This is a genomic window from Pseudomonas sp. BJP69, from assembly GCF_007633355.1.
Classification (GTDB): domain Bacteria; phylum Pseudomonadota; class Gammaproteobacteria; order Pseudomonadales; family Pseudomonadaceae; genus Aquipseudomonas; species Aquipseudomonas juntendi.
The window spans coordinates 2880739-2896537 of sequence record NZ_CP041933.1 but is presented as its reverse complement, the minus strand read 5'-3'; the positions used below and the strand labels follow the sequence as shown (position 1 = coordinate 2896537).

At 62.0% G+C, this 15799-nt stretch carries 13 protein-coding genes and 1 pseudogene; 7 read left to right on the top strand and 7 right to left on the bottom strand.

Annotated features, from left to right (window positions below; translation table 11 throughout):
* Window positions 1-50: 50 nt before the first annotated feature.
* From FPB55_RS13405 to FPB55_RS13395, 3 genes are all read right to left on the bottom strand, one after another.
* Window positions 51-1046, bottom strand: coding sequence for an aldo/keto reductase (locus tag FPB55_RS13405; RefSeq protein WP_009682271.1), 996 nt, complete (start codon window positions 1044-1046; stop codon window positions 51-53).
* Window positions 1047-1180: 134 nt separating this feature from the next.
* On the bottom strand, window positions 1181-2365 hold the full coding sequence (locus tag FPB55_RS13400; RefSeq protein ID WP_009682270.1) for an MFS transporter: 1185 nt from the start codon (window positions 2363-2365) through the stop codon (window positions 1181-1183).
* A 119-nt stretch (window positions 2366-2484) separates the two neighbouring features.
* Entirely contained in the window at window positions 2485-3366 is an 882-nt protein-coding gene (locus FPB55_RS13395; protein ID WP_009682269.1) for a LysR family transcriptional regulator, read from the bottom strand.
* A 184-nt stretch (window positions 3367-3550) separates the two neighbouring features.
* Here FPB55_RS13395 and FPB55_RS13390 point away from each other — a divergent pair, with 184 nt between their 5' ends.
* On the top strand, window positions 3551-5194 hold the full coding sequence (locus FPB55_RS13390; RefSeq protein ID WP_054881147.1) for an acetolactate synthase large subunit: 1644 nt from the start codon (window positions 3551-3553) through the stop codon (window positions 5192-5194).
* A 135-nt stretch (window positions 5195-5329) separates the two neighbouring features.
* Here FPB55_RS13390 and FPB55_RS13385 read toward each other — a convergent pair.
* Window positions 5330-5644: pseudogene (locus FPB55_RS13385) on the bottom strand (LysR substrate-binding domain-containing protein); the annotation flags it as partial.
* 141 nt (window positions 5645-5785) lie between these two features.
* Here FPB55_RS13385 and FPB55_RS13380 point away from each other — a divergent pair.
* Window positions 5786-6403: a dTMP kinase gene (locus FPB55_RS13380; RefSeq protein ID WP_144188411.1), complete on the top strand. Its 618-nt coding sequence runs from the start codon at window positions 5786-5788 to the stop codon at window positions 6401-6403.
* An 81-nt stretch (window positions 6404-6484) separates the two neighbouring features.
* On the opposite strand, the gene FPB55_RS13375 is transcribed toward FPB55_RS13380, so the two are convergent.
* A complete protein-coding gene (locus FPB55_RS13375; RefSeq protein WP_009684820.1) occupies window positions 6485-6916 on the bottom strand; it encodes a DUF4440 domain-containing protein in 432 nt (143 codons plus the stop codon).
* 146 nt (window positions 6917-7062) lie between these two features.
* Between FPB55_RS13375 and FPB55_RS13370 the strand changes: the two genes are divergently transcribed.
* From FPB55_RS13370 to FPB55_RS13360, 3 genes are all read left to right on the top strand, one after another.
* Window positions 7063-8409 carry a dihydroorotase gene (locus FPB55_RS13370; protein WP_144188409.1) on the top strand — a complete coding sequence of 449 codons (1347 nt, stop codon included), beginning with the start codon at window positions 7063-7065 and terminating at the stop codon, window positions 8407-8409.
* Window positions 8410-8439: 30 nt separating this feature from the next.
* The gene (gene dksA / locus FPB55_RS13365) at window positions 8440-8844 is read left to right on the top strand and encodes an RNA polymerase-binding protein DksA (protein WP_009684822.1); all 405 of its coding nucleotides are present in this window, start codon (window positions 8440-8442) and stop codon (window positions 8842-8844) included.
* Between the two features lie 179 nt (window positions 8845-9023).
* Entirely contained in the window at window positions 9024-9236 is a 213-nt protein-coding gene (locus FPB55_RS13360) for a hypothetical protein (protein WP_144188407.1), read from the top strand.
* A gap of 196 nt (window positions 9237-9432) precedes the next feature.
* Here the strand turns inward: FPB55_RS13360 and FPB55_RS13355 are convergent, their stop codons facing one another.
* On the bottom strand, window positions 9433-9915 hold the full coding sequence (locus tag FPB55_RS13355; RefSeq protein WP_144188405.1) for an Lrp/AsnC family transcriptional regulator: 483 nt from the start codon (window positions 9913-9915) through the stop codon (window positions 9433-9435).
* A 180-nt stretch (window positions 9916-10095) separates the two neighbouring features.
* Here FPB55_RS13355 and FPB55_RS13350 point away from each other — a divergent pair, with 180 nt between their 5' ends.
* Together FPB55_RS13350 and FPB55_RS13345 are read left to right on the top strand one after the other, a co-directional pair.
* Window positions 10096-11136: a zinc-dependent alcohol dehydrogenase family protein gene (locus tag FPB55_RS13350; protein WP_115294328.1), complete on the top strand. Its 1041-nt coding sequence runs from the start codon at window positions 10096-10098 to the stop codon at window positions 11134-11136.
* Between the two features lie 412 nt (window positions 11137-11548).
* Window positions 11549-13600 carry a TonB-dependent receptor gene (locus tag FPB55_RS13345; protein ID WP_009684828.1) on the top strand — a complete coding sequence of 684 codons (2052 nt, stop codon included), beginning with the start codon at window positions 11549-11551 and terminating at the stop codon, window positions 13598-13600.
* A gap of 70 nt (window positions 13601-13670) precedes the next feature.
* On the opposite strand, the gene FPB55_RS13340 is transcribed toward FPB55_RS13345, so the two are convergent.
* The gene (locus tag FPB55_RS13340) at window positions 13671-15722 is read right to left on the bottom strand and encodes a TonB-dependent receptor (RefSeq protein WP_144188403.1); all 2052 of its coding nucleotides are present in this window, start codon (window positions 15720-15722) and stop codon (window positions 13671-13673) included.
* Window positions 15723-15799 lie beyond the last annotated feature (77 nt).

Below are 15799 nucleotides of genomic sequence, written 5' to 3'. Positions count from 1 at the left end.
GTCATTGGCCAGCACGCCGGGCATACCCGGCGAGCTGGCAAAGGCCCACGCTACTTGAAGCCTGCCACCGCGTGCGGGATATACGGCGCCTGCAGCCGTGCCACTTCATCGGCACTGAGCTGCACCGACAGCGCTGCCAGCGCATCATCCAGATGGGCGGGTTTGGAGGCGCCGACGATCGGTGCGCTTACGCCGTTTTTGCCCAACACCCATGCCAGCGCGACCTGGGCCATTGGCACCCCCCGTTCGCCGGCAATCTGCTCGACGACATCGATGACCCGGCCATCCTCGACCTCGGTATCTTTATAGAACGACTGCCCGGACAGGTCGCTACGGGTGCGGTCGGTCTGCTGGCCGTTGGGGCGCGTGAGGCGGCCGCGGGCCATCGGGCTCCAGGGCAACAAGCCCACGCCTTGGTCCAGGCACAGCGGGATCATCTCGCGTTCTTCTTCGCGGTACAGCAGGTTGAGGTGGTTCTGCATCGAAACGAAGCGGCTCCAGCCGTTGCTGGCCGCCACCTGCTGAGCCTTGGCGAACTGCCAGGCGTACATCGACGAAGCGCCGATGTAGCGCGCCTTGCCAGCCTTGACCACGTCGTGCAGGGCTTCCATGGTTTCCTCGATGGGCGTGTGGTAGTCCCAGCGGTGAATCTGGTACAGGTCCACATAGTCGGTGCCCAGGCGCGTGAGGCTGGCGTCGATGCTGGCCATGATCGCTTTGCGGGACAAGCCCTGTTCATTGGGCCGGTGGGTGCCTTGCCCCATGTTCGGTGGGTAGAACACCTTGGTGGCGATGACTGTTTCTTCACGGCGCGTGAAGGCCTTCAGCAGTTTGCCGACGATCACTTCCGACGTGCCGGCAGAGTAGCTGTTGGCAGTGTCGAAGAAGTTGATGCCTTGCTCGACGGCATGGCGAATGATCGGCCGGCTGGCCTCTTCGCCCAAGGTCCAGGGGTGGGTGCCGGCATCCGGATCGCCGAACGTCATGCAACCCAGGCACAGCCTGGAAATATCCAGGCCGGTGCTACCCAGCTTTACGTATTGCATCGTGATCACCTTGGAAGGGGAAGGGATGAACCCAGCCTGCGGCTGGTGCTGATGGTAGTGAGTTCAGCAATGGGGGGAGGTTCATCGAGCGCCGTGTGACGCTGAACCTGCCCCTGCCCAGCACCGCTGCCGGGTCAATGCCCGCCACGCATCCGCCGGGCGAGCAGGTAGATGCCCAGCCCGACCAGCGCGGTAGCCGCGCCGATGTAGCCGGTGCTGGTCCAGCCCATGCCGGCGGTAATCGCCATACCGCCCAGCCAGGGCCCCAGCGCATTGGCCAGGTTGAACGCGGCATGGTTCGACGCTGCGGCCAGGCTTGGCGCTTCATGGGCAATGTCCATCAAGCGGATCTGCAACGGTGCCGCCAGGGCGATCATGGTGCCCACCAGGCCGATGCCCAGCAGCAGGCTCCAGAGCGCCTGCGCGGCAACGGTAAAGAACAGCAGCACGGCGATCGACCATACCAACACCCACCCCACCGCACGGAACTGCAACCGGTCGAACAGCTTGCCGCCTGCAATGTTGCCAACGATACCGCCCACACCGAAGGCCGCCAGGCCAAACGGAATCCACTGCGGCGCGACCTGGGTCACCTGCAGCATGGTCGGCGCCAGGTAGCTGAATACACAGAACATGCCGGCAAAGCCAATGGCCGCGATGCCCAGTGCCATCCACACTTGCGGCAGGGCAAAGGCGCGCAGTTCCTTGCGTGGGTCGCTGCGCACCTCATCGTGCGGCTGGGGCACAAAGCGCCAGACCAGGGCAATGGTGCACAGGGCGATCACGCCGACCAGCACGAACGCCGAGCGCCAGCCAAAGTACTGGCCGAGGAAGGTGGCTACGGGGTTGCCTAGCAGCATGGCCAGGGTCAGGCCCAGCATCACCCGGGCCACGGCCCCGGCACGCTGGTCCTTGGCAACCATGCTCGAGGCCACCACCGCGGCGATGCCGAAATAAGCACCGTGGGGCAGGCCGCTGATGAAGCGGAAAGCCACCAGGCCGCTGAAGGAAGGGGCGAGGGCGGTGGCCAGGTTGCCCAGCGCATACAGCAGCATCAACAGCAGCAGCATGTGCTTGCGCAGCAGTTTGGCGCCCAGAATCGCCAGGGTCGGCGCACCGACCATGACCCCCAGCGCATAGGCACTGATGGCGTGGCCCACTTGCGGTTCGCTCAACTGCAGGTTGCTGGCAATGTCGGGCATCAGGCCCATGATGGAAAATTCACCGGTACCGATGGCGAAGCTGCCCAGCGCCATGGCGGCTTCCATCTTGGCGACGGCGCTTTTGCTGGGCGGCGGGGGGAGTTGCTGGACTGACATCTGAATCCCTTGTTGGGCCTATGTTGAAACATGCTGAAACGTTCAAGGCGGGATGATAGTCAATCGGTGGGCGCAACGTCGAGGCAGCGCCGCCGCTCAAACCAGGAGCCAGGCGCCGATCAGCGCTCCAGATAATGCGTTTGTGCGGCGAAATCGATGAAGCGTTTGCTGGCCAGCGACAGGTATTCCCCTGAACGCCAGCACAACCTGAAGCTCATCTGCTGTGCCGGGCGGAAGGGTACGCCGACAATGCCCGGTGTACGCTGCTGCACCGAGCGCAGCAGGGTGGCCACGCCCATGTTGTCCAGTGCTGCCTGCACCACCAGCGAGACGAAATTGCTCTGCAGGGCCACTTGGTAGGTAATGCCGTGTTCGGCGAAAAATGCGTCCAGCAGGTGGCGCTGCACGAACGTCCGGTCGAATACCACCATGTCGGTATTGCGCAGGTCTTCGGCGGTGAGAAATGCCTTGCCGGCATAAGGGTGGTCGGGGTGCATGCACGCCAGCATCTCGTCGCTGCCCAGCAGGATCGACTCCTTGTCCTGAGGTACGCGCCGCGATTCCAGCAACGCCAGGTCGATTTCCCGTTGTTCGAGGCGCTGGCCGATGTCGGCGGCGCTGCCCTCGAACACGGTCATGGCGATACCGGGGTACGACTGACGGAACGCGTTCATCAAGCCTGGCACATAGTGCAGGCCGAACATTGGCGGGATACCCAGGCGCACTTCGCCGCGCTTTAGGTCCGCCATGTCGCGCAGCTCCTGCCGGGCCACATCCATTTCGCGCAGGGCAGAGGCTATGCGTGGCAGGAACTGCTCGCCCTCGGCCGTGAGCAGCACCTTGCGGGTGGTGCGGTTGAACAGGGTCACGCCCAGCTCTTCCTCCAGCCGGGTAACCGCCATGCTCAACGCAGGCTGGGCTATGTGCAGGTGTTGCGCTGCTTTGGTGAAGCTGCCTTGGCGGACGATTTCGACGCAGCAACGCAGTGCCTTGAGGTTCATTGGGGCGTACGACCTTTCGTAGTCATTGCATTCATAACGAACTGTGATGCCACGCATCATAACAATATATTTATTATTATTAACCAGAGGGCCTACGATGCGCGGCACTGAGACATCCTGCAACATCTCAGTCACGCAGCCGATCTCGCTGCAATCCCCCAAAGATTTTGAGGTAGTACCCTAAATGGCCAAGGCCGCCGATGTCGTTGTGCAATGTCTGGAAAACGAAGGTGTCGAGTATGTATTCGGCATTCCTGGTGAGGAAAACCTCGACCTGCTCGAATCCCTGCGCAAGTCGAAGATCAAACTGGTATTGACCCGTCACGAGCAGTCTGCAGGCTTCATGGCGGCTACCTACGGTCGCCTGACCGGCAAGACCGGCGTCAGCCTGTCGACCCTCGGCCCGGGTGCCACCAACCTGGTAACGGCCAGCGCCTATGCCTACCTGGGCGGCATGCCGATGATGATGATCACCGGCCAGAAGCCGATCAAGAAGTCCAAGCAGGGCCGCTTCCAGATCATCGACGTGTGCGGCATGATGGACCCCATCACCAAGTACACCCACCAGTTCGCTTCGGCCGACAACATCCCTTCGCGCATGCGTGAAGCCTTCCGCCTGGCTGAAGAAGAAAAGCCGGGTGCCGTGCACCTGGAATTGCCGGAAGACATCGCCGCCGAGCAGACCGACGCGCTGCCGATCCCGCGCAGCCTGCACCGCCGCCCGCTGGCCGAGCACGTGGCCATCGAAGCTGCCATCGAGAAATTGCGCACCGCACGTAGCCCTATCCTGGTGATCGGCGCCGGCGCCAACCGCAAGATGACCGCCAAGGTCCTCAAGCAACTGGTCGATAATACCGGTATCCCATTCGTTACCACCCAGCTGGGCAAGGGTGTGGTTGACGAGCGCAGCCCGCGCTTCCTGGGTAACGCTGCGCTGTCGTCCGGCGATTTCGTGCACCGTGCGATCGAAGCGGCGGACCTGATCGTCAACATCGGCCACGATGTGATCGAGAAGCCGCCGTTCTTCATGGTGCGTGGCGGCACCGAAGTCATCCATATCAACTTCCGCTCCGCCGAAGTCGATGCCGTGTACTTCCCGCAGGTTGAAGTGATCGGCGACATCGCCAACGCCGTGTGGCAGATCGCTGAAGGCCTGGGCGACACTTCGCACTGGGACTTCACCCGCCTCATGGCAATTCGTGAAGCCAACGAAGCGCAGATCGCCGAAGGCGCCGACGACGACCGCTTCCCGGTCTACCCACAGCGCCTGGTGGCCGATATTCGTCGCGTGCTGCCGTCCGAAGGCATCGTGGCCCTGGACAACGGCATCTACAAGATCTGGTTCGCGCGTAACTACAAGGCGCACAAGCCGAACACCGTGCTGCTGGACAACGCGCTGGCGACCATGGGCGCCGGCTTGCCATCGGCCATGGCTGCACACCTGGTCTACCCGGATCGCCCGGTTATTTCGGTGTGCGGTGACGGCGGCTTCATGATGAACAGCCAGGAACTGGAAACCGCTGTGCGCCTGGGCATGCACATCACCGTGGTGATCCTGCGTGACGATGGCTACGGCATGATCCGCTGGAAGCAGGCCAACATGGGCTTCACCGATTTCGGCCTGGACTACGGCAACCCGGACTTCGTCAAGTATGCCGAAGCCTACGGCGCCAATGGCCACCGCGTGGAAAGCGCCGACGGCCTGCTGCCGCTGCTGGAGCACTGCATCAAGACCCCAGGCGTGCACGTGATCGACTGCCCGGTCGACTACAGCGAAAACGACCGCATCCTCAACAGCGAGCTGCGTGAGCGCGCGCTGGCGGTCTGAGCCTGGGCAGCCCACCTCGGTGGGCGCGTCCTGGCGCCGTGTAAGGGCCAGCGCAATGCGGCCCTGAGTCTCCAGCTGACGCTTTGGGGCTGCCCGCAGGGTGGCCCCAATCATTACACCCGCAGATAGCTGCGCTCAGCCCTCAGCCCGAGGGCCCCGCCAGGCGGCAGCAGACAACCGCTCGACAAAGAAATCGGCCAATGCCTGTACCTTGCGTGGCCGACTCCGCGCCGAAGGGGTGACGAAATACAGGCCGCCCTGGGTCATGCTCCATGCCGGCAATACCCGTTCCAGGCGGCCATCGGCCAGGTAGTGCGCCGCAATGAACTCTGGCAGTTCGGCAAGCGCGACACCTGCCAGCAACGGCGCCACCAGTGCATCCGAGTTGGTGACCCGCAGGGGTGCTCGCGGTGTTACATACTGTTGCGTGCCATCGGCGTGGGTAAAACGCCTGACGGGGGCGGCACCCGCGCGCTAGCGAATGGGCCGCCTGTCCCGGGTGGGGTACAAATGTACTCCTTGAGCGCAAGCGCTTGAAGCGGGGTGTGATCAATGCTCTCATCCCGCGCTTGCGCTTAGGGGTTTTGAACGATGAACCGTCCGCTTTTTGTCTCTCTCGATGGCCCTAAAGGCACCGGCAAGACCACCTTGCTGGAGGCCGTTACGCAAGCCCTCAGGCTGGGCGGGCACAAGGTGGTCCGCCTGTGCGAGAGAAACAACGATCCCTACCGCGGCGATACCATGGCCTTGGTCAACAGGCTTGCCCGCAACCCTTGCCAGGCGCTGGAGCATGAGGTTTGCCAACGCTTTGCCGACAGCCGTGCCTGGATTTCCCGAAACGTGCTGCCCCGGCAACCGGCCGGCAGCATCATCCTGATCGATCGCTGGTACCCGTCGGACGCAGCCTTCCGCCGCAACGTGCCGTTTGCGCAGATCCTGCAGTTGAACCTTGAGCGCGGCGTGCAGGTGCCGGACCTGCACGTGGGCGTGGTCACCGCCGCCGAAACCTCCTGGGCCCGGGCGGCTGCGCGCACCCGCGGGCTGCGCAGTACCGTCATCCACACCCTGGATGAACAGGTAGCCTGCACCGAGGCGTTCGAACGTGCGGTTGCCGAACAGGGCTGGGTGCTGTGCCGCAATGAAGGCACGGTCGAGCAGGCCAGCTGCCAGATCGTGGCTGAAATATACGCAGTGCTGCGGCAGGTGTAAGGCCCGCCGAGCCACCCTCGGCGGTAGCCGCATCTCGTGCTCGCGGCGGATGCGAACCTCGGCCGCCTGCTGGCACCACCCTCAGGCCTCGATCGACGAGTGGTGCCCGGTGATCAGCCACTGGTCGTCGATCCGTTCAAAGGTGAACAGGAAACGCGCGGGCACCACCCGCTGAACACCAGCTTGGCGATAGACGAACGTATAGAGCCCACCGACCACCACGGTGCCGAGCTTGCGGCTTACCCGTTTCTTGAATACCTGGATGTCACACACCAGCCCATCATTGGCCAGGAAGTTGTCGAAGTAGTTGCGACGGCTGTCGTCGCAGTCCCGTACCTGGTTCGACAGGGTCGGCACCAGGATCGCATCTGGTGCATAAAGCGCCAGCACCTGGTCGACGTCACGCGTGGCGACCGTCGCTGCCCAGCGATAGAGCGCAGCCTTGGCCCCCGCCAGGCAGGCCAGTTCAGTGTCGGCGTAGGGTTCGGCGGCAGAAGTGTGAGAAGCGCGCATGCGGATTACCTGTAATGCAAGAAGAGGGTGACGGGGAAATACCCACTGGTATACAGTGTTATAACATAACATTTTAGCAGTGAGTGATGGGTCATGTCGTTCCGGTTCAAGCAGCCAGCCAGTGTCAGCCACGGGGACGCGCGTTCATGAGCCGTATCCTGATCAGAAATGCCCGCCTGGTGAACGAGGGCAAGGTGTTCGAGGCCGATGTCTTCATTGCCCGCGGCCGAATCGACAAGATCGCGGCCAGCATCGAGGGCATGAATGCCCCTGTGGAGATCGATGCCCAAGGCCGCTGGCTGGTGCCTGGCATGATCGACGACCAAGTGCACTTTCGCGAACCCGGCGCCACACACAAAGGCTGCATGGCCAGTGAGTCACGTGCTGCCGTGGCCGGTGGTATCACCAGTTTCATGGACATGCCCAACACCAGGCCGGCCACCTTGACGCTGGCGGCCCTTGACGACAAGAAGGCCCGCGCTGCCAGCTCATCGGTTGCCAACTACGGTTTCCATTTTGGGGTGAGCAAGGACAACCTGGAGACCGTTGCCCGTCTGGATCCCCGGCAAATTGCCGGGGTGAAGGTATTCATGGGGGCCTCCACCGGCGACATGCTGGTTGATGACCCCAGGGTGCTCGAGCGGCTTTTTGCCTGTGTACCGACGGTGTTGCTGGCGCATTGCGAGCATACCCCTTCGATCATTGCCAACGAAGCCCGCTACCGTGCGCAGTTCGGCGCAGGTATCACGCCAGCGATGCACCCGCTGATACGCGATGCAGACGCTTGCTGGCGCTCGTCCAGCCTGGCGGTCGAGCTGGCAAACCGTTTCGCTACCCGTCTGCATGTGCTGCACCTGACCACTGCCAGGGAGTTGCGGCTGTTCGAGCCTGGCCCGTCGGCCCACAAGCTGATCACCGCTGAGGTGTGCGTCCACCACCTGCTGTTCGATGACCGCGACTACGCAAGCCTGGGCAATCTCATCAAGTGCAACCCGGCGATCAAGACCACTGCCGACCGTGACGCGCTGCGCCAGGCCTTGCTGGAGGACCGCATCGATGTGATCGGCACCGATCATGCCCCCCATACGCTGGCAGAAAAACAACAGCCTTACGGCTTGGCACCTTCCGGGTTGCCGTTGGTGCAGCATGCACTGCCAGCGCTGTTCGAGCTGGTCGAGCAGGGGCTGCTGCCGATCACCCAGCTGGTGCGTAAAACCAGCCATGCGGTCGCCGACCTGTTCGCGATAGAGGCACGTGGCTACCTGCGCGAAGGCTACTGGGCCGACCTGGCCCTGGTCGAACGCCTCGACGCACCCAGGCCGGTTGGCCTCGACCCGGTCCTTGCCCGCTGCCAGTGGACACCTTTGCAGCACCACTGCCTGCGCCATCGGGTCACGACCACGATCGTGTCCGGGCAGTTGGCCTGGCATGAGCACAGCTTGAACGCGCACTGCCAAGGCTTACCGCTGGCGTTCAATGGCCAGCGGCGCTGAAACGCAACCCTCCACGTGAGAACGACTGCAATGACCGAAGACCAATTGCTCCGCATGCCAGAAGCGGCCTATATGGACGCTGCACAGCTGGCCTTTTTCCGTGATCTGCTGCTGGTACAGCGGACTGAGCTGCAAGCGCGAATTTCCCGTGAGTTCGAGTTGATGCAGCAGTTCGAACCCAGCAGCGACCCCTCCGACCTGGGCACCGTGGAAGAGCAACGGCACTGGCAACTGCGCTTGCTGGAGCGGGAGAAAAAGCTGCTGGACAAGATCGACGAGGCTTTGGAGCGCATTGCCCGGGGTGAGTACGGTTGGTGCAAGGACACTGGCGAACCCATTGGTCTCAGGCGCTTGCTGCTGCGCCCGACAGCCACGCTGTGCATCGAAGCGAAAGAGCGTCAGGAACGCCAGGAGCGGCATATTCGCGAGGATTGAACAGCCGTCAGCAAGGAAGCCAAAGGGGCGCGTCACCGCAGCGTTGTAGGCGGGTCTCGCGATGGCCGGCATTGACTCCCCCCGGCTGATTGCTTACACGTGAGCACTCACAACAACAATAAGAGTGGCGCGCTGTGACAACCATGGCCTCTTGCAACGGCGTTGCCCATGCGGTTTCGTTGCTGCGTACCTATACACAAGCCGCGTTGAGCTTTACCGCAGACCAGGTCGAGGCTTGCGATGCGCGGCAGGCGTCGGACGTGCTTGCAGCCAATTACAGCGCGAACCGGCTCGCCGTGGACAACCGCGATGGTGCGCTTGCCATGCAGCTGCAGCGCCGCGCTGTCGGTGAATTGCAGGTGGCCAGTTTGCGCTTTGGCGTGCCGGTCTGACCAGACGCCCACCTCGTTTTTGCTGGTCAGCACCCAGCTACAAGGCAGCGCGACCATCCACACGCCAAAAGGGGTTTACTCCGGCGGGGGCGGGCTGGTGATGATCGATTCACTGGAAGACCGTATCAACAAGGCATTCAGCGAGCAGTACCGCCGGCGCTTCGGCGAGTTGCCGTCCAGTACCCCAAGGGCCTGATCAAAGGCTCAGGAGTTCGGCCACGGGGAACTGGTTGGTTGTTTTCATCTCGCGCAACGACAGGTTGGACCTGATACTCGCCACGCCGGGCAACTTGCGCAGCACCTTGTCGATGAAGCGGCTATAGCTGTCCAGGTCCTGGGCGACAACTTGAAGCAGGAAGTCGGCTTCGCCCGTGGTGTTGTGGCAGCTCAGCACCTGCGGAGCCGCCGCGATGATCTTTTCGAACTTCGCGGTCGCCTCTTCGCTGTGGTCGGTGCAGGAAATCTGCACGAACGCCATCACCCCCAAACCCAGCTTCTTGCGGTTGAGTATGGCCTGGTAGCCCTCTATCACGCCGCTCGCTTCCAGCCGCTTCTGTTTCCTCCAGCATGATGCCTCACTCAGGCACAACTGCTCGGCCAGCTTGACGTTCGACAGCCTGCCGTCACGTTGCAGCCTGTCCGCTATTGCAATGTCTACTTTGTCCAGTGCGTCGGCCATGCGCCAATCCTTCACAATCAATGAGCTTTCTGAAGGTTTATTTCACTTGCGCACCCATGTCAACCGAACTCTGAAAGGTAATTTCAGCCGTTTTCTTCATACTGATAGCCGCCGAAAAGCGCTGCTCGGGCGCTGCCGGAAGCACGACTCATCCAACCGTTTTCAGCAGGGGTAAACGTCATGAAAGCTGTCGTCTACGAAGCCTTTTCTCAGCCACCGCGCTTGATGAATATCGCCGATCCAAGCCCGGAGCGGCATGGTGTGGTGATTGAAGTCAAAGGCACAGGCGTGTGCCGAAGCGACTGGCATGGTTGGAAAGGCCACGATCCGGACATACAGCTGCCCCACGTTCCAGGCCATGAGCTGGCAGGCGTGGTCGCCGCCGTAGGCGGCGATGTGACCCAGTGGAAGGTGGGTGACCGGGTAACCGTTCCGTTCGTAGGCGGCTGTGGCGCCTGTGCGCAGTGCCACAGTGGCAATCAGCAGGTGTGCTACACCCAGTTCCAGCCCGGCTTTACCCACTGGGGGTCTTTCGCTGAATACGTGGGTATCCATCAGGCTGACCTGAACCTGGTGGCCCTGCCGGAAACCATGGACTATGCGACTGCAGCCAGCCTGGGTTGCCGCTTCGTCACTTCATTCCGCGCGGTGGTGGACCAGGGCAGGGTCGGCGCAGGCCAGTGGGTCGCGGTACATGGCTGCGGTGGCGTGGGCCTTTCGGCGGTGATGATCGCCCAGGCCATCGGTGCCAACGTGGTTGCAATCGATATCGCGGATGACAAGCTGGCACTGGCGCGGGCACTGGGCGCCGTGGCCACCATCAACGCCAGTCAGGTAGCGGACGTGACGGAGGCGGTGATGGAAATCACCCGGGGCGGCGCACATGTGTCGCTGGACGCATTGGGCCACCCGACCACGTGCTTCAACTCCATCAACAACCTGCGCCGTCGCGGCCGGCATGTACAAGTCGGGCTGATGCTGGCAGACCACGCCCAGCCTGCGATCCCCATGAGCAAGGTGATTGCCCATGAGCTGGAGATCTACGGCAGCCATGGCATGCAAGCGCATCGCTACGATGCCATGATGGAGATGATCGGTTCGGGCAAGCTGGCCCCTGAAAAGTTGGTGGGCAAGACCATCAACCTGGCGCAGTCCATCGACGCGTTGATGAACATGGACCGCTTCGATACAGCGGGTGTGACCGTGATTACCGAGTTCTGATACACCAGCAACGGTGGGCTGGCACGGGTTACTGCCGGCGCTGGCCTGAATCGCGGGCAAAAGATAGCCCGCTGCTAGACGGGCCAATGGGAACTGCTATCACACGTAGGGATGGCTCAACGATCGCCCATCGCTTGTGAAAAATGAGTCAAAAAAAGGTGCCGACCTTGTGATCCCGCTGGGTGGGATGTATGGGTGGGGCCTCATGCTGCTGCCCAAGCTCGAATCCGCTCGAACCGGGTAGCTTCTGCTGGAATGGGCTCACGCGATACCGGGTGGGGGTATGTGGACAGCAGTCAACGCTAGTGGCGCGAAAGGTTATGGTATAACATAAATCATCGCGGGACTGGCCTTTGGCCTTGCCGCGCATTTGTCTGCCACACAACAACCCACGCCCGACTCAGGACTCTCCATGCGATTCCCCCAAGCATCGTTTGCCATTTTCACGGCAATGTTCACACCTGACCTTGTCGCCGGACAGACCGGCACCTCGACCATCACGCTCGGTGACGTGAACATCACCCAGACCGCTGGCGTAGCCTTGAGCACCGAAAACGTGCTGACCTCGGTCGACGTTCTTGGCAGCGACCAGGTGCGCGACAAGAACGTGATGAACAGCTGGCAGCTGTTGGGGCAGATGCCAGGCATCCAGTTGACCGAAACCGGCCAAGGTGCAGAGTCTGGCAAGGTCAGTTTCCGTGCGTTCAACGGCGAGGGCTACATCAACGGCATCAAGACGTTGATCGATGGCGTGCCAAGCAACGTCAACAGCGGCAACCAGCGCTTCATCGACATGATTTTCCCGTTGGACATCGAATACATCGAGGTGGTGCGCGGTACCAACGACCCGCGTTATGGGCTGCACAATATCGGTGGCAACATCAACTTTGCCACACGCCAGGGCGGCAACTATGTCGATAGCCGGGTGACCTACGGCAGCTTCGATACCCGTGAAGTGCAGTTGGCAGTCGGCCACGAGGAGGGCAACTTCGCCCAGAACTACATGCTCGCCAAGCAGGACAGCAACGGCTACCGCGACCACAGCAACTCGAACAAATATGCGTTGGGCGGCAAATGGTTTGTCAACAACGATGACCAGACCTTCCGTGTCGGGCTGATTGCCCGGCTTTATCATCACCAAGCCCAGGAGCCGGGCTTCCTCACCCGTGACCAACTGCACGCCAGCCGTACCCAGTCACCTGCCAAGAACGGCAATGATGGTGACGACCGCGACATGAAGCAGGTGAGCGTGCACAGTGACTGGCAGCTGGCCGATGACCTTAGCTTGAGCAGCAAGCTGTACTACAACAGCTACAACGATGACCGCACTGTCACCTTCACCGATTACCGGCCTGGCAACGCACCTCGCCAGCGACGCCAGTGGGACGAGCAGCAGCGCGGCATGCTCAGCAACCTTACCTGGCGCGCCAACGAGTTGCTGACGCTCGATGGCGGCATCAACTACGAAGAGCAGGACAACCTGTACCGTCGTCTGCGCTACAACTACGGTGTGCCAACCGACTTCGACGCGCCGCCGGCGCGCGTGCAAAATGACGACGCTTACACCCTGCGCAATATCGGCGGGTACGTGCAGGCGGTCATTCAGCCTACCGATGCGCTGAAGATCATCCCTGCCATGCGGGTGGATAAATTCTCCGGCAACACCGAGGTGCTCGGCGGCGCCAAGGCATCCCTGCAGGACTATGGCTGGATCCGCCAACCGAAACTCAGCGTGATCTACAGCCTCACCCCCGAAATCGACGTTTACGCCAATTGGGGGCGCACCTTCCAGGTGCTCACCGGATCGGCGGAACCGGCTTACCTGCTGCCCGGGCAAGCCTCGTACGACCCGTCCATCAACACGGGCAAGGAGGTTGGGGTGAAATTCCAGCCGTTCCCGGGTGCCCAGGCGCGGCTTGCGCTGTGGCAGCAGGATGCGACCGATGAAGTCGCGAACATGCCCAGCACCGGTACCACGGTGGGGCTCGGCGAAACCCGCCGCCGCGGCGTGGACATGCAGATCAGCGCACAGCTGGATGAACAGTGGACGGTCTGGGCGTCCCACGCGGTTCAGGAGGCGAAAGTGGTCAAGGGCCTGGCTGCCAACGGCCAGTCGCTGTCAGGAAAAGAAGTGTTTTCCACCCCTCGCTACATCAGCAATGTGGGCGTCGAGTACCGCTACAATGACGACTGGAAGTTCGGCGCGCAGGGGCGGGCACAGGGTAGCTACTACATCGATGAGCTCAACGAGCAGGGCAAGTACGGTGGCTTCGTGGTCGTGGATGCCAGCGTGAGTTACCGGATCACCCCGTCCACCAGCGTGGATCTGCAGGTGAAGAACTTGCTGGGCCGCGAATATGAATATGTCTGGTACGACAACTTCTTCTGGGGCGGCAACGACCAGCCCATGTTCTCGCCCGCCCCAGGCCGTTCGGCATTCGTGTCGTTGAACATGAGCCTGTAACAGGCTGGCCGTGCCACAGGCGAGCGTCTGCTCGCCTGCTCGGCGCCAGCGTGGCCAGCCCGCTTCGCCATCAGAAGTCGAACGTCACACCGGCATAGAGTGCGCGCCCGTCACCAGGGGCGTGCAGCGAAGCGTGCGCCCCATCCGGGTCGTACCAGGCGTACTCGTAATAGCGGTTGGTCAGGTTTTTCAGCTGCAGGTCCACGCTCATCGACGCACTGACCTGGTAGGTTGCCCCCAGGTTCAGCAACACATAGCCACCGTAGGTGCCTTGGGTGTTCTCGCGCTCCAGGTAGTAGTGGGTCTGGCCGTTTGCCCAGGCGCTCAGTTGCAGGGCAGGCGTGGCCTGGTAGTTGATGCCGGTATTCCACAGGTGGTGCGGCACATGGTCGATCTCTTTGCCTTTGCTGCCAGGCAGGGCGCTACTCGGCTCGAGGATCTTCGAATATTGCCATGAGTACGACATCCACATCTCGGTGCGTTCGCTCGGGTGCAGGTTGACCTGCAGGTCGTAGCCCCAGCGCCGTGTCTCACCAACATTGTCCGACTCCCCGCTGGGGTCGTTCAGGCGACGGCTCACTTCGCCAGAGGCGTCCTGACGCCAGTACGCCACGCGGCCATCGACCCAGCTGGCCGGGGTGAACTTGACGCCGGTTTCCCAGCCTTCGTTGATCGAAGGGGCCAGGTCCTCATTGCGCGGCGGCACCTTGTAGGCTGCGGCGCCGGTCCCGACCTGGAAGGTGCGGCCCCAGTTGGCGTAGACGCTGGCAAACTTCCATGGCGAATAGACAATGCTCAGCTTGGGCTGCTTGATCAGCCCATAGTCGTTGATGTCGTAGTCCTGCCCGGTCATCTTGTTGGTGAAGTCACCGCTGATCTTGTCCACCCGGTAGGCCGGCACGATCTTCAACGATGGGAACGGCTCGATCTCCGCCTGCACGTAGGCACCGACCGTGTTGAAGGCGAAGTCCTGGTCGCGTGTCTGCGCCTGGCGTACACGCTCCACGGTGCGATAGCGCTCGCTGCGGTTCTGTTGCTTTTGCACATCGCTGCCACCTTCCAGCGCGAAGGCGTGCAGCCAGTCCACCTGTGGCCGCCAGGTCAACGAGGTAATGGCACCGTACTGGTCTTCGTAGGTGTCTCGTTCCTGTTGCGAACTGGTACGCCAGTATTGAGTCCAGCGACGATCGTCGAAGGTATTGAGGTAGGTCTTGGCTGACCACGACAAGGTGTCGGCCAGGTCGGTATCGAAGTGCACGCTGACTTGGTTCATCCGCCGCGTCCCCTTGTCCGTGGCGTTGTAGTCATTGCTCATGCGCGGATGATGGCGGGCGTCATCCTCGGTCAGGTAGCCCGCCTCCTGAGCTTCTGACTCGTAGTGACGGGCAATCAGACCAAGGCGGTAGCTGCCATCGTCGGGGGTATAGAACCATTTGCCGCCGAAGCTGTAGCGCTCGGTATCGGCATGGTCACGGTAGCCATCAACCTGCTGGCGAGCGAAGAAGTAGTTCTGCGTCCAATTGCTGGTCTCGATGCCCTTGGCCAGTTGCACCTCACGCGTATTGAAGCTGCCGTAGCGCAGGCGGGCCTTGTTGTAGTTGCCCCCGGTGCGGGTGTGGATATTGACGTTACCGGCGATGTTGTTGAGGCCGTAGCGTGGATCGCTGGTACCACGCACCACCTCGATGCTGTCGATGTCCATGGGAAACACCGAGTCGATGAAGGGCATGTTGCCGTCGTTGGTGTTGCTGGGGATGCCATCGATCAGCAACTTCACGGCGTTCACTTCGCCTTCGCCATTGAAGCCGCGAAACGACAGCTTACCCGAGGTGGTGCCCTGGTTGAATTCGGTCAGCAACACCCCGGGCGCGCGCCTGAACAGCTCCCAACTGTAGGCCGCCGGCATTTTCTCGAGGATGTCTCCGCCCAGGATGTCCACCGAGCTGAGCACGCTGCTGGTGGCCAGCGGGCCGCTTTCGGTACTGGTCACGTTGACCGCGCCAAGGGTGAGGGTGGAGTTTTCAGCAGGCAGTGTTTCGGCCACGGCCAGTGTCAGGGGGCTGAGGCTGAACAAAGCGAGCACGGGCAAGGCAGCACGTGCGGTACAACGGAACGCAGGCATGGAAAGTTTCCTGGCTAGACAGTCGGGCAGGGCTGCGCACCGCAGGTCACGGGGCAGCTGTTGGCAATCAGCGACGG